The 12992-nt window shown below is 60.0% G+C and carries 15 protein-coding genes; 2 read left to right on the top strand and 13 right to left on the bottom strand.

The features are described from left to right. Positions 1-537 precede the first annotated feature (537 nt). The 9 genes from ACOSV0_RS13300 to ACOSV0_RS13340 form a co-directional block, all read right to left on the bottom strand. The gene (locus ACOSV0_RS13300; RefSeq protein ID WP_434106615.1) at positions 538-1185 is read right to left on the bottom strand and encodes a glutathione S-transferase family protein; all 648 of its coding nucleotides are present in this window, start codon (positions 1183-1185) and stop codon (positions 538-540) included. A gap of 7 nt (positions 1186-1192) precedes the next feature. Then, positions 1193-1729, bottom strand: a complete 537-nt coding sequence (locus ACOSV0_RS13305; protein ID WP_434106616.1) for a chromate transporter — start codon at positions 1727-1729, stop codon at positions 1193-1195. Between the two features lies 1 nt (position 1730). Then, on the bottom strand, positions 1731-2291 hold the full coding sequence (locus ACOSV0_RS13310; RefSeq protein WP_434106617.1) for a chromate transporter: 561 nt from the start codon (positions 2289-2291) through the stop codon (positions 1731-1733). A 66-nt stretch (positions 2292-2357) separates the two neighbouring features. Next, a complete protein-coding gene (locus ACOSV0_RS13315; RefSeq protein WP_434106618.1) occupies positions 2358-3902 on the bottom strand; it encodes a tripartite tricarboxylate transporter permease in 1545 nt (514 codons plus the stop codon). A gap of 12 nt (positions 3903-3914) precedes the next feature. Further along, a complete protein-coding gene (locus ACOSV0_RS13320; RefSeq protein WP_434106619.1) occupies positions 3915-4436 on the bottom strand; it encodes a tripartite tricarboxylate transporter TctB family protein in 522 nt (173 codons plus the stop codon). Positions 4437-4582: 146 nt separating this feature from the next. Further along, complete coding sequence (locus ACOSV0_RS13325) at positions 4583-4963, bottom strand: VOC family protein (RefSeq protein ID WP_434106621.1); 381 nt, start codon at positions 4961-4963, stop codon at positions 4583-4585. 45 nt (positions 4964-5008) lie between these two features. Beyond that, entirely contained in the window at positions 5009-5977 is a 969-nt protein-coding gene (locus ACOSV0_RS13330; protein WP_434106623.1) for a tripartite tricarboxylate transporter substrate binding protein, read from the bottom strand. Between the two features lie 69 nt (positions 5978-6046). Then, the gene (locus tag ACOSV0_RS13335; protein WP_434106624.1) at positions 6047-6937 is read right to left on the bottom strand and encodes an ABC transporter substrate-binding protein; all 891 of its coding nucleotides are present in this window, start codon (positions 6935-6937) and stop codon (positions 6047-6049) included. A gap of 275 nt (positions 6938-7212) precedes the next feature. Next, a complete protein-coding gene (locus ACOSV0_RS13340) occupies positions 7213-7944 on the bottom strand; it encodes a GntR family transcriptional regulator (RefSeq protein WP_434106625.1) in 732 nt (243 codons plus the stop codon). A gap of 742 nt (positions 7945-8686) precedes the next feature. Here ACOSV0_RS13340 and ACOSV0_RS13345 point away from each other — a divergent pair. After that, positions 8687-9118 (top strand): hypothetical protein, encoded by a 432-nt coding sequence (locus tag ACOSV0_RS13345; RefSeq protein ID WP_434106626.1) that lies wholly within the window; start codon positions 8687-8689, stop codon positions 9116-9118. Between the two features lie 159 nt (positions 9119-9277). Here ACOSV0_RS13345 and ACOSV0_RS13350 read toward each other — a convergent pair whose 3' ends face one another. The 4 genes from ACOSV0_RS13350 to ACOSV0_RS13365 form a co-directional block, all read right to left on the bottom strand. Next, on the bottom strand, positions 9278-9493 hold the full coding sequence (locus ACOSV0_RS13350; RefSeq protein WP_434110271.1) for a GDCCVxC domain-containing (seleno)protein: 216 nt from the start codon (positions 9491-9493) through the stop codon (positions 9278-9280). Positions 9494-9714: 221 nt separating this feature from the next. Continuing rightward, complete coding sequence (locus tag ACOSV0_RS13355; protein ID WP_434106627.1) at positions 9715-10236, bottom strand: hypothetical protein; 522 nt, start codon at positions 10234-10236, stop codon at positions 9715-9717. A 192-nt stretch (positions 10237-10428) separates the two neighbouring features. Beyond that, positions 10429-11133: an SDR family oxidoreductase gene (locus tag ACOSV0_RS13360; protein ID WP_434106628.1), complete on the bottom strand. Its 705-nt coding sequence runs from the start codon at positions 11131-11133 to the stop codon at positions 10429-10431. Between the two features lie 111 nt (positions 11134-11244). Further along, positions 11245-11835: a TetR/AcrR family transcriptional regulator gene (locus tag ACOSV0_RS13365; protein ID WP_434106630.1), complete on the bottom strand. Its 591-nt coding sequence runs from the start codon at positions 11833-11835 to the stop codon at positions 11245-11247. Between the two features lie 370 nt (positions 11836-12205). On the opposite strand from ACOSV0_RS13365, the gene xth reads away from it, so the two are divergent. Beyond that, positions 12206-12982, top strand: coding sequence for an exodeoxyribonuclease III (gene xth, locus ACOSV0_RS13370; RefSeq protein WP_434106631.1), 777 nt, complete (start codon positions 12206-12208; stop codon positions 12980-12982). Positions 12983-12992: the final 10 nt, after the last annotated feature.

Here is a 12992-nt window from a genome sequence, read left to right on the forward strand (position 1 = left end):
TAAGTAGCGTTATCGACTACACCGGATCGTTAGAATCCAGAATCCTCTTATGATTAGGATGCCTATTTTTATTGGTTAGACCTTTCTACTTTCCCGATGAACCGGCGTTGCTGATCTATCGTCAGTGCCCCGCGTAGCTATCGGCTGTGCGTGCGCCTCTCTGCACGCGAGCCTGCAGGCAAAACTCTTTGATCATATTGCTTAACCGCGAGTTACCTGCCGAACGCATGAGGCCATCGCAGACCTCGAGGCTCGACGGATCGAAGTGCGAGGCGTTGTCTTTTTCTGCGTCTTCGTGCATTGCGTCGACATACGTCTCAGGTGGCGCTGGCCCTTTCGCTCGTCAGGAAAACAGGTGCCCGGCGTCCAGAGGCGAAAACGTGAACCGACTTTTAATCGAGGTCCATGAAATCAGTCTAGGTTGTCGAATGCGTAATGTCAACACTTTACTTTCCTACAACTTGGCCGTTTCGAGCTCATCTCTCCCGCCACCCCAAACTGCACGTCGTACCGCTTCAGAACCGCGTCAGTCCATTGTCATCGCCCCATGGCTGTGCGATATGCTGGACGATCGGTCACTCTTCCTAGCCAGTCCTTCAAGAACGGCAGTTCAGCGTAGACCTCGAAAACATCGGCAAACTGCTCCGCCAAATCGAACCAGCGCACCGCAGCCAGCGCGACACCTATATCCGCGACCGTAAAACGCCGCTGCGCAAGAAACTGCCGATTGCACAGCGCGTCATCTGCAATTCGAAGCAAACGAGCGGTTTCCCGATGCGATATCCTGATCGCGTCGTAATTGCGCTCCGCTTCCGGCACTCGCGTGAGACCCAGAAACGCGACCCGCAACGTCGCCCACAGCGTTCCCAGTTGCCAGTCCATCCAGCGCTCGACTTCAGCACGCGCCGCCGGATTGACCGGCAACAATGCACCCTCCCCTCGTAGTGACGCGAGATAGCGCACGATCGTGTTCGATTCCCACAACACAACATCACCATCAACGAGCGTAGGCACCAGGCCGTTCGGATTCAGCGCAAGGAACTCGGGCGTGTTCACCACACCGAACTGCAGACCGGCGTCAATGCGTTGAAAGTCGTGTCCTTCAATCAAACCGAGTTCGGCAAGGCACCAGAGCACTTTCTGGACGTTAATCGAACTACGTCTGCCGTAGAGTTCCATGGACATCCCCCGCTCAAAACATAGCGCCGAAACCGGCGTGCACGAACCCAGCCGCAAGGAGCACGACGAGCGGATTCAACCTGGGCCGCGCCACGAACACCACCAGCGCCATGGCTGCGAGGCCCCAAACCATCCACGTTGCGGACGACGAACGCAGCACCGAGAAAGCGCTCGCCAGAATCAGCCCGGTTGCGACAGGTGCAAGTCCGCGCTCGGCCGTCCGGTGCCACGGGTGCTGATTGTGCCGCGTCCACGCAAGCGTCGCGCCATACGCAAGTACCGACGACGGGACGAAGAGCGCCAGCGAAGCGACGACTGCGCCAAGCCAGCCAGATACCTTCCAGCCGATCAGCGTAGTCAGCAGCGCGCCAGGCCCGGGCGCGGCCCTCGATATGGCAAACAGATCGACGAACTCGGCCTGCGTTACCCAACCGTGAATCGTTACGGCCTGCTGATTGATGTCGGCGACGATACTCTGGCCGCCGCCAAGCGACAGCAGCGAAAGCGGCGCAAACACGGCAATCAGTTGCAGATACAGGTTGTCGCGCATGCTAACCATCCCTCGAAGCAATGACCAAACCGACTGCGCCAGCGACTATCGCAACTGGAACGAGCGGCCAGCGCAAGATACCGACCGCGAGGAACACGGCCAGGATCAGCAGCAGCGGCCAGCGCTGGTCCGCAAGCAGCACACGCGCCGTGCGAAAACCCACCGACGCGGTCATACCGACCGCAGCGGCCGCGACACCTTCAAGAAATCGGTGTAGCCATGCAAGCTGGGCAAACTCGTGGAATACCGTCGCGAGCAGCACGATTACAACCATCGGCGGCACGAGCAGCGAGGTGACCGCCACCACGCTGCCGATTGCGCCTTTCATCCGGTAGCCCACGTAGATCGACAAATTGACCACGTTGGAACCGGGCAGGATCTGCCCGAGTGTGAGCGCGCCGAGAAACTCTTCCTCTTTCAGCCAGCCGCGCCGTGTGACGACCTCGCGATAGATCCAGGCGGACAGACCGCCGCCGAAACTTGTCAGGCCGACACGCGCAAACAGCAGCAGGATCTGCAGCAACGAGACATCGGCTATATCACGCCTCACCACCGTTTGCATGTCGGTCTACCTTTGTTGTCCGAGATCGGGACGCTCGCCGGGTGCACAGCGCGCCTGGCTGCCCGTTCAATGCCGCTCGTTGGCGAGTTGATGCTCCGCGATCTGCTCCTCCGCTTCGTGCAGCAGCTTTGTCGACCGCTTACGGCGGCTCCAGATCGATGCGATCACGCTGATTGCCGCGCAGCCAAGCAGGCCGGCCGCGATGGGGCTGCGTACGAACGTGCTCGGATCGCCCCCCGAAATCGTCAGCGCCTGACGGAACGACTGTTCGAGCGTATGACCCAGGATCAGGCCGAACAGCAACGGTGCCTTCGGAATATCGAATTTGCGGAACGCATAACCGACGATGCCGAAAAAGAGCGCGAGGAACAGATCGAACACGTCAGTATTGAACGAGTAAACCCCCGCCGACGCGATCACGAGAATCACACATAGAAGCACGCCGGGAGGCACGTACAGAATGCGCGACAAAATTCCGACGAGCGGCAGATTGAGCACCAGCAGCATGATATTGCCGATATACATGCTCGCGATCAGCCCCCACACGAGATCCGGCTGTGTATGGAACAGCATCGGTCCGGGCTGGATGCCGTACATGATGAACGCACCCATGATCACGGCGGTCGCGCCGGAGCCGGGAACGCCAAGCGCCAGCAAGTGCACGAACGCCCCGCACGTATCCGCATTGGTCGCCGCTTCCGGCGCCGCGACGCCTTCGATTGCGCCGTGACCGAATTCCTCCGGATGCTTCGAGATTTTCTTCTCCAGCACGTACGAAAGCATCGCCGCAAGCGTGCCCCCGAGGCCGGGCGCCGCACCGCAGATGAAACCGACAATCGAGCCGCGGAAGATCGCCGGACGAGCGCGGCGCCACTCATGGCGGGTGAACCACAGTTTGCCCTCTACCCGCACGGTATGCATCGTGCCGCCAAGCGTACCTTCCACCATGCGGCTTACCTCCGAGATCGCAAAGAGACCCACCACCACGACCAGGAAGTTCACGCGGTCCTGCAACTGTGTCAAACCGAGCGTAAAGCGCGGTACGCCGCTTTGCAGATCGATGCCGACCGTCGCGAGGCCGAGGCCCATAAACACGGCCATCATGCCTTTGGCTAGTGAATCGCCGGTCAGCGCGCCGACCGTCGAGAGTGCAAAACAGATTAACGCGAAATATTCTGCAGGGCCGAAATGCAACGCGACAGCCGCGAGCGGCGCGGCAACGAACGAAAGCGCGGTCACCCCCATCATTCCCGCGATGAACGAGCTGACCGCCGCAATCGCCAGCGTCGCGGCCGCACGGCCCTTTCTCGCGAGCGGATAGCCGTCGAGCACGGTCATCACCGCCGCTGCGTCGCCGGGCGTGTTTAACAGAATGGCCGTGACCGCGCCGCCATACATGCAACCGTAGTAGATGCCTGTGAGCATCATCAGCGCGGAGGTCGGATCCATGCCGAAGGTAACTGGAATCAGCAGCGCGATGCCGGCCGAGGGGCCGATGCCCGGCAGATGGCTGATCATCGTGCCGATGAACACGCCGATGAGCGTGTAGAGAAGATGCATGGGCGTCGCGGCGACCGCGAGTCCGTGCAGAATGCCGTGCAGACTGTCCATGATGCGAGCGCCTCAGAAGGGGAGGAAGCCCGTCGGCATCGGAACACCGAGAAGCTGGGAGAACAGCAGATCGAAAAACACCGTGACACCCAGCGCGATCGCGAGATTCGTCTTGAGGCGGCTGCGGTTGAAATAGATGAGCAGGCCGAACAGGAAGATCGAAGTGGCAAGCAGATATCCCGCTCGCTCAAAAGCCAGGTAGTAGAGCGCCGTCCATGCGACCATCGCAATCAGGATGAGCGGATGACTCTTCGATTCGTGCACCCCATCTGCACGAGGCACTTCGGCGACCGGTCCTGTAGCCGGTTTTGCAGGCGTATCGACAGGCGCCTGCAAGCGGTTCCTGGTACGTCCTTCAAGCAGCAACACCAGTGCCGACGCGATCAGCCCCACGCCGACGAGCGCCGGAAACGCTTTCGGGCCGAGCGGGTCGCTCAGTCTGACTTCCGGTAATCGCATGTCCATGTATAGATAGACGGTGGCCAGCGCGATCACGCAGAATGCGAGCCACACGTCGCCCTTGATGCTTTTCATGTCTCCTCCAGTTCGATCCCGGGGCGGCCGCCGGAAAGGCGGCCGCGGCCGGGTCGTATAGCTAGCGAGGTCGCGCAGAAACCGGCGCGAATTACGTTTCCTCTGCTGCGTACCGCCAGTACCACGCGCGCCTTATATCCGGCGCATCATTTTTCGTTGTAGCGGCCTGGCTTCACGACTTCGGCAATCGTGCCGTCCGGCGCGCGGAACTTGAGGGCGCCCTCGCCCTTCACGGACAGGATCTCGCCGCCGTATTGCTTGATCCGCTCAGCAGCGGCTTCCTGGTCGTCGACCGTGACGCCCCAGTGATGCAGGCGCGGACCGGAACCGGCCAGCTGCGCCTCATGTGAATCTTCGCTGTCGTATTTCATCAATGTGAAGTCGATGTGGCCATCGGTCATGTGGCGCGAGATGTGCTCGCGATTGCGCCCGGTCTTCACTTCTGTAAAGCCGAACACTTCCGTGTAGAAACGAGTAGCCGCCTCGAGGTCATCGACTTTGACTGCGAGGTGAACGATGCGTGACATATGGTTCTCCATGTCGGTAGGTGCTACGGGTTAAAGAAAAGTGCGTTATTTGGCGAGACCGAGATCGGTAAGCAATGGGCTCAGGCGATCGCGTTCGCCTTGAAGGAAAGCACGGGTCTGCGTGCTGTTCTGATAATCTGCAGTCCATAGATTGCGCTTGACGGCTACCGCCCATAGCGGCGACGCAGCCGCTTTCTGCAGTACGTTGTCCCACCAGGCGATCTCCGCGGGCGACATGTTCTTCGGACCGACGAGCACCCGCCACGTCGTGAAGTCGACATTGGCGCCCTGCTCCTTCCAGGTCGGCACATTCGCAAGCTCACCCTCTTCGCGTTTGCCGCCGGAAATCGCGATCAGGCGCACGCGGCCCGCCTGGCTCGGTCCGAGCACGACGCCGGCCGGTGTCGCGGAGATGGTGACGTGCCCGCCCATCAGCGCAGTCATTGCCTCGCCTCCCGAGTCGAAGAACACTACTTTCATCTTCTTCGGATCCTGCCCCACGCTTTTGACGACAAGCGCCGCTGCATCGTGGCTCTGACCGCCCGGCGAACTCGACACACCCATCGTGACGGAAGAGGGATCTTTCTTTAGCATCTGGATCAGATCGGCGCCCGATCTGATCGGCGAATTGCCGGGCGCGGAGAACACTACCTGCTCCGTGACTAACACGGCCAGCGGCGTGACGTCGTCGATGCCCACAGTGCTGAGTCCGGTGATGCGGTTCGTGATCAAAGGCAGCGCCTGGACGGTGACGTAATGGCCGTCGCCTTCGTGTGAATTGATGTATGCGATGCTGACCGTGCCGCCGCCACCCGGCCGGTTCATTACCGTGACCGGTTTGCTCGACAGCTTTTCCTGCTGGATGACGCTCTGAAGCGTGCGGGCCACGAGATCGAGTCCGCCGCCTGGCGCACTCGGCACGACAATCTCAATCGGTCTATGCGGTTGCCACGCGTCGGCCGCGTGGGCGTGTACGGCATATGTGGAAATCAGCGCGGCGCAGACTCCCCACATGACGCTAACTTTTCCAAGCCTCCTTCTCATCACATCGTCTCCTGTATTTTTTTGGTGCTTTTTGGTGGTCTAGAAATTGAATCCGTCGAACGTACTGATGGCAAAAAGCCGCTCCATCGGCACCGCCTCCGGAATCAGGCCGTCGTTTCGTGCGTAACGCTGCAACGTGTCGAGATCGAGGCGGTTCTCCTTCACGCCGTAGCGCCAATAGTCGTTACCCATCACCGATTTCACGCGCTCGAATTCGGACGTGATCCACGGATGCATGACGCGCAACGTGTCGGTGACGGCGAGTTGAGCCAACGCCAGGTCCCGTGACTTCCTGAACGCCGCATATACGTTGACCGGCAGCCACGGGTGCTGCTCAACAAGCGCACGGCGGATGCCGAGCAGGTGCATGGGTGGAAAGAGACCTGTTTTGCTAAACCATGCTTCCTCGTCCTCCCTGAAATCGGGAAAGAGACGCTGTACGTGTTCGTTGCGACCGAAGCAGGAAGGCGGCTTCGGTGCGATTACGGCGTCAATGTCGCCGGCATCCAGCATTCCCGATAGCGTCTGGTCCGCGCCGATCGGCTCGATGCGAATATCGTCCGGCAGGCTGTAAGGCACCCGGGCCTCGCGCCCTACCTGCTCGAGTCCACCGACAACCCAGCGCACGTCGCGACTACCGACACCGTATTCATCGCCAAGCATGCCGCGCACCCAGATTCCCGCAGTCTGCTGGAAATCAGGCACACCGATGCGGCAGCCCTTCAGCGCTTGCGGAGAGTCGATACCACGATCAGTGCGCACGTAGATCGCGGAATGACGGAACGATCTGGATAGAAACACCGGCACGCCGATATAGCGGCTCTCATCGCGCGCCGTGGTCAGCAAATGCGTGCCGAGCGACAACTCCGAGATGTCGAATTCGGCGTGACGAAACGCGCGCTGAAAAAGCTCTTCGGCGGGACCGCTCACAAAATTGATCTTGCAACCTTCGATAACGACCCTTCCGTCGAGTAGAGCGCGGGTTCGATCGGTAATTTGGCAAGCCAGAGATAATTCAAGCATAGGAAAAATTGCCGTAGGTTGACGTTAAAACCTGAGCACAGCGGACAAAAACCTTTCTTCACATCTCTTATTCATAAGTAGTGCAAATCAATTAAACCATGCTCAACCGTTGGTTGAGCACTCGTTAATTTGCAGGCTACATAGAGAGAATCGCCAGCGCTTTGCGCCGCCCCACTTCGTCGTCAGGCGATCCTGTTGCTGGCTTCCTGATCATCCGCACCTGCCTTCGCCATCCCGTCCAGCGCCGTGAGCATGCGCTCCTTGCCCTTCGACACGTGACTGAAACTCGTATCGTAACTAAGGCTCGTATTTCCCGACTTCAGGGCATTGACGATCTCGCGATGTTCTTCGTTCGACCGCAGCAACGCGCCGCGCTGAACCAGCCCATGCACGCGGAACAGATGAAACTCCTTGACGAAGCCGCGATAGAGCTTGGTCAGCCGCGAATTGCCCGTTGAACGCACGATGTAGTCGTGGAATTCCAGATTCAGCGGGTCGAAACGCGAGAAGTCACCTTTCTCCGCGGCTTCCTGCATCTCGTCGACATACGCGTCGAGTTGATTCGCCATTTCCTTCGTCAGGATTGGCGCGAGAAGCGATGCGGCCAACGCGGTAAGCCCCGCACGTAAATCGTAAACTTCAATGGCGTCGTCGCGCGTTACCCGCTGGATGAATACGCCACGTTGCGGGATCAGGTAGACGAGCCCGAGTTCGGCCAGCGCCCGGCATGCTTCCCGAACTGGGCCGCGACTCACGGCAAGCTTGTCCGCGACAGCCTTCTCGTTCAGTCGCTGTCCCGGCTTGAGCTCACCGCTCAGGATCATTCGTTCAATCTCGTGCTGAACCACGCCGGTCAACGTGTTTGCCCGGAAGTCGGCAAGAGAAACGGTAGTTGGGTTGTGATCGGATTCCATGAAATGCAGTCTAGGTTGCCACATCCAAAATGTCAACACTTTACTTTTTTCAATCCGCTCTTGCCAGGAAAGTCCGCAAACGACATCGCACCACACCACACCACACCACACCACACCGCGGACTGCCACGCCGAAGTCGAGTTCGACATTACGGGCATCCCGCCAAAGCTAGCGAGGCGAGCATGAGGAGTGCTATTAGCAATCTGGCTGCTTTCTCCGCGATCTCCCGTCAGCGCGACAGAGGCGCGTTGCCCGACTACTGGCTTCGTCGTGGGTCATATACCTTCGAAGCGGTCACCGTGCGTGCCGCTGGTTTCTTAAAGCTTGAGCACGGGCAATTGGCTCGCCGTACCCGACCTCGTTTGCAATCCCAGTTACGCAGAGCAGACGATAAAAACCACGCTGCTCGCGAACACGATCCAACTCAATGTTTGCACGAAGAATGGAATATGCCACGGCGGAAAACCGTTTATACGACATATCCGAACCTGCGGCAGACTTCGACGAGCATTCGACAGTCGCACGTCATTCGATCCACCAGCGGAATGCTGCGCGCAGCGCACGAAAGATATGCCGTTGCGCACACGAGGGCTGAGGAAAAGCGCGGGACTTGAGGGGCTTGGCGATCTCGCCTTGTCACACGCGGTAGCGAATTCCCCCTGCAGTCCCTCCGAATATGCATGCCGCGCCACGGTCTAAATCTTTAGCGGAGCCGTTCCGTCGTATTAAATGAGGTCTTACCGTGCAGCACATGATTTTTCCCCCTTTGACAGGGGTGTTTGCAGCCGCGGTGCTGGGCGGCTGTGCCGCGGCGCCTTACGACACATCGATGAATTCCTGTGATCAGGAGTACATGATGACCAATCCTGCGGGCGCCGAATATTATTGCGGTCTTGACTATGGGTATCCCCTGTACGAAGGAGGTTTTCTCGGTTTTGTCGATATCGACCACTTTCACCATCACCACCATGACCATGACCGTGACCGTGACTTCGATTTTCATGGCGGCCACAACCACGATCGTGACTTTCATCACGGCGGTGTCATGGCAGGCGGCGGCCACGGCGAAGCGCGCACCGAAGGCCACGGCGGCGGGCACAACTCAAGTGGTTTCGGCAGTGACTTTCAGCCGTCGGGAGCTAGTGGATCGCACGGGGGTGGTCCGCACAAGTAACCGGGATCACACAACAGACCGTATCGCCACAGTCCTCCGCGTGAACGCCCACACTTCTTTGCCGGACAGACACGGATGCCGAATACGCCGGGAGCGAGACGCACGACTGAGCGTCGGCAGCGTAGGCCACATCCGGGTCAGTCAAGGGTCAGTCACGGATCAGTCAACGCAACAGGAGCCTGACCGCTGCATCGGCGGGCATCTGTTGGTGCCATATGAGCAGTGCACGCAACAATCTCCGGATTTCGGCTTTAACACCGCCTTGCAACCCTCACATTCATAAAACCACACACAGGCGTTGGTAGGCATCGTCTCGGCCTTCCTGTGCCCGCATACCGGACACGTGATGATGGAATCCAGCACAACGGAAATCATCACTACACCTCTCTTACGTTGGATGGATAGCCGGCATCGGGCGTGGCATTCCTCGACGCATCGATTGAACTCTTCTTCGGATCAAAGAGCACCTGCGCGCGTTTGCTTGCGCAGCCGTCTTTGCCCGCTGACGGCGAGCGCCTGCCCTACTGCCCGTGAACGGCTTGCCTAACGATTTGCGAGAGGCTGATTTGCGATAGACGCACCTAGGCAAGACTGGACTAGCGCCGATGCATCCCGCCGAACCCATGCATACCACCGAAACCCCTCGTGCCGCCGAAGTTACGCACGCCGCCGAAACTACGCATACCACCGCCGGGGAAAGGGCCGCGATGAAAGCCCGCCCCGATGGGTGCGAGGCGAACGTGATCCATCTGATGAAAGCGGTCGAAGTGATGGAAACGATGGAAATGGTCAACAAAGATAAAGCTCACGCCAGCGCCAATGAATATCGGCGGCCCCCACCACCAGGGGTCGGGATAGGGATAGGTCGCAACGGGGTACCACAGCACGCTGCCATCCGGGCTTTGCACAATCTGCCAGGTTCCATCACTTTGCAGACACGCACGCCCGACAACCTGCTGCATCGTTCCATCGATTTCCGCCTGCCCCACAACTGCGCGGCAATTCGTGCTGTCCGTACTGTCGACCGGCACCGGTTGCTCGTCATAGGTTTGCGCGAACGCGGGCGCAGCGAAGCCGAGACACACGAGCAGTGTCCCGAAACGAAGCCGTGTGTTCATGATCGATGGCCACATTAATCCCCGACGTTTTCGACGTCGTGTCGTCGGCGTCACCCAGCACATCGGTGTGCTTGCGCAAATTCACGTCGCGGGCCAGGCGGCGGTAGGAGCTTGCCGCTCCGGACGTGGTTGCCTGATGTCTAAACGATGGAGCACGCCGACTTATTCCAGCACCGTGCGTGTAATGTGGAATCAGGCGGCGTCAACTTCTGCCAGATAGACGCCCTGCGACAGCACACTCTTGACGTGGACCGAAGCGTCGTCGGCGGTCACTTCCTCGGCTCCCGCCTCGAGCCCGGCGTAGGTCTGGTTCACCACCTGCCCGGTCGTGACCTTCGGCGCATCGAGACCGGCCGTCAGATCGGTGTCGATAAATCCCACGTGCAGGCCGACCACCTGCGTGCCCTGCTTCTTCAACTCGTGACGCAGGCCGTTGGTCAGCGACCAGGCCGCGGCCTTGCTCACGCTGTAGGTGCCGAGCATCGGCACATTGAGCCAGCTCACCAGCGACAGCACGTTGATCAGCGCGCCGCCACCGTTCGCGCCAAGCGTGTCCGCAAACGAGCGGCTCACGTTCAGCATGCCGAACACGTTGGTCTCGAGATGCTCACGCAGTTGTGCTGCCGGATCTCCCTCGACCACACCGCCCAGGCGCGCGATACCCGCATTGTTGACCACCAGCGTGACGTCCTTGCACTGCTCGGCCACGGCCGCGACATTGGCCGCGTCGGTCACGTCGAGCTTGACCGGAATCACGCCCGGCAGCGTGACCTTCGACGGGTCGCGTGCGCCCGCATAGACCTTCGCCGCGCCGCGCGCGAGCGCCTGACGCGCGAACTCCAGACCAAGACCGCGGTTCGCGCCCGTCACCAGTACCACTGCACCTTCGAGTTTCATGTCGATTCCTTTTGCGCTTCGCGCGAGAAAATATGATAACCATCATATTTTTGATCAAACAAAACCGCGGACCCACCCCGCCGCGCGAGGCAACCGTCCGCGGTTCTGCGCTTACGATGCCGGCACGTCGTAACGCGCCAGCAGTTCGTTCCTGGTCTGAGTCAGCACTTCGCGCGCCTGCTCGCCCTCGCCGAGCGCGCGGGCGAGCTGCACCGCGCCGACCAGCGCGCTGGTCACGGCCCAGGCCGCCGTTTCCGGCGAGCCAGGCGGCAAGCGCCCGGCAATCACGCGCTGCAGCCCGCCGATCATCTCGCGCGAGGCCGCCACCACCGGCGGCGCCTGGCGTGACACCTCGGCGCACAGTGCCGAGGCCGGGCAGCCGTTCGCGCAATCGAGCGCATGGCCCTCGGACAGATAGATCTCGACATGGGCGCGAAACGCGCTCATGCCCTGCGCCTGCAATTGCTCGACCTGCTTGTCGATCAGTACACCGATCTCGCGGGCCGCCTGCTCGACGGCCGCGGCCAGCAGCTCGTCGCGCGACTCGAAATGCGCGTAGAAACCGCCGTGCGTGAGCCCGGCGCTTTTCATCACATCGGCCACGCCGACGCCATTGAAGCCGTCGCGGCGCACCGCGTGCGCGGCCGCCTGAACGATACGCTCATGGGAAAGGGCTTTGCGCCCGGTCGCTGTCGTCTTCATGGAAACCATGGTAACACGAAATATTATGGTCATCATATTTTGCGTTGACCGTGGTTGCCGTCCGTATACCTTGGACTGGGAAAGACTTCAGGATTGGGAGCTTCTTGATAGGCATGGCGACCGTATAGCGTCGGCACGCGTCCACTTTACTGAATCATTCACGGGGTGCCATTTGCCCACCCGTCCGGGGTTTCACCGGAGAAACGCGCCCGCTGGCGTGACAGGCCGTATCATGTAGGCTGCGAAGCGGGACGGGTTGGCGAGCGAATCCCGAGTGACGGAACACCACACGTGGAATCGCATATCGATACGTATATCGCGGACCACATGAAGTAAAATATTGATTGAAAATCAACAACTTGCACAACTGATGAAAATCGCCACCTGGAACGTCAACTCCCTCAAGGTTCGTCTGCAGCACGTCATCGACTGGCTCGAAACGAGCCGCACAGATGTACTGTGCCTGCAGGAACTGAAACTGACCGATGACAAATTCCCCCGCACCGAACTTGAAGAGAAAGGTTACCGAAGCTGGTTCGCAGGCCAGAAGACCTATAACGGCGTCGGCATCCTGGTGCGCGACGGTCTGAACGTCGACGAAAGCACTATCGTGCGCAATATCCCCGGCTTCGAAGACCCGCAGCAACGCGTGATTGCCGCAACTGTCGAAGGCGAGCGCATCATCTCCGCGTACTTCCCGAACGGCCAGGCGCCGGGCACCGACAAATTCGCCTACAAGCTGCGCTGGCTCGCCGCACTGCACGACTGGATCGCGAGCGAAATGGCGCTGTATCCCAAGCTCGCACTGCTCGGCGACTACAACATCGCGCCGGAAGATCGCGACGTGCACGACCCGAAAGCATGGGAAGGCCAGAATCTGGTCTCGCCCGAAGAGCGTGCCGAATTCGTGCGGCTGATCGAACTCGGTCTTGTCGATGCGTTCCGCAAGTTTGAACAGCCGGAGAAGATCTACTCGTGGTGGGACTACCGGATGATGGCGTTCCGCCGCAATGCAGGGCTGCGCATCGACCACATTCTGCTGTCGAACGAGCTTGCCGAAGCGTGCTCGTCCTGCGACGTGGACAAGGTGCCGCGCAAGTGGGAGCAACCGTCGGATCACGCGCCAGTGGTCGCGCAAATCGGCTGAACGCGCAGCA

It is taken from the genome of Paraburkholderia caffeinilytica (genome assembly GCF_051027425.1).
GTDB classification, from domain to species: Bacteria; Pseudomonadota; Gammaproteobacteria; order Burkholderiales; family Burkholderiaceae; genus Paraburkholderia; species Paraburkholderia caffeinilytica_A.

What these genes read in the sequence shown, in the direction of transcription:
- xth (WP_434106631.1), top strand. Translation starts at nt 12,206, where the DNA reads ATGAAAATCGCCACCTGGAACGTCAACTCCCTCAAGGTTCGTCTGCAG.
- ACOSV0_RS13315 (WP_434106618.1), bottom strand. Translation starts at nt 3,902, where the DNA reads ATGGACAGTCTGCACGGCATTCTGCACGGACTCGCGGTCGCCGCGACG.
- ACOSV0_RS13340 (WP_434106625.1), bottom strand. Translation starts at nt 7,944, where the DNA reads ATGGAATCCGATCACAACCCAACTACCGTTTCTCTTGCCGACTTCCGG.
- ACOSV0_RS13355 (WP_434106627.1), bottom strand. Translation starts at nt 10,236, where the DNA reads ATGAACACACGGCTTCGTTTCGGGACACTGCTCGTGTGTCTCGGCTTC.
- ACOSV0_RS13360 (WP_434106628.1), bottom strand. Translation starts at nt 11,133, where the DNA reads ATGAAACTCGAAGGTGCAGTGGTACTGGTGACGGGCGCGAACCGCGGT.
- ACOSV0_RS13305 (WP_434106616.1), bottom strand. Translation starts at nt 1,729, where the DNA reads ATGCGCGACAACCTGTATCTGCAACTGATTGCCGTGTTTGCGCCGCTT.
- ACOSV0_RS13330 (WP_434106623.1), bottom strand. Translation starts at nt 5,977, where the DNA reads ATGTGGGGAGTCTGCGCCGCGCTGATTTCCACATATGCCGTACACGCC.
- ACOSV0_RS13300 (WP_434106615.1), bottom strand. Translation starts at nt 1,185, where the DNA reads ATGTCCATGGAACTCTACGGCAGACGTAGTTCGATTAACGTCCAGAAA.
- ACOSV0_RS13365 (WP_434106630.1), bottom strand. Translation starts at nt 11,835, where the DNA reads ATGAAGACGACAGCGACCGGGCGCAAAGCCCTTTCCCATGAGCGTATC.
- ACOSV0_RS13310 (WP_434106617.1), bottom strand. Translation starts at nt 2,291, where the DNA reads ATGCAAACGGTGGTGAGGCGTGATATAGCCGATGTCTCGTTGCTGCAG.
- ACOSV0_RS13320 (WP_434106619.1), bottom strand. Translation starts at nt 4,436, where the DNA reads ATGAAAAGCATCAAGGGCGACGTGTGGCTCGCATTCTGCGTGATCGCG.
- ACOSV0_RS13350 (WP_434110271.1), bottom strand. Translation starts at nt 9,493, where the DNA reads ATGATTTCCGTTGTGCTGGATTCCATCATCACGTGTCCGGTATGCGGG.
- ACOSV0_RS13325 (WP_434106621.1), bottom strand. Translation starts at nt 4,963, where the DNA reads ATGTCACGCATCGTTCACCTCGCAGTCAAAGTCGATGACCTCGAGGCG.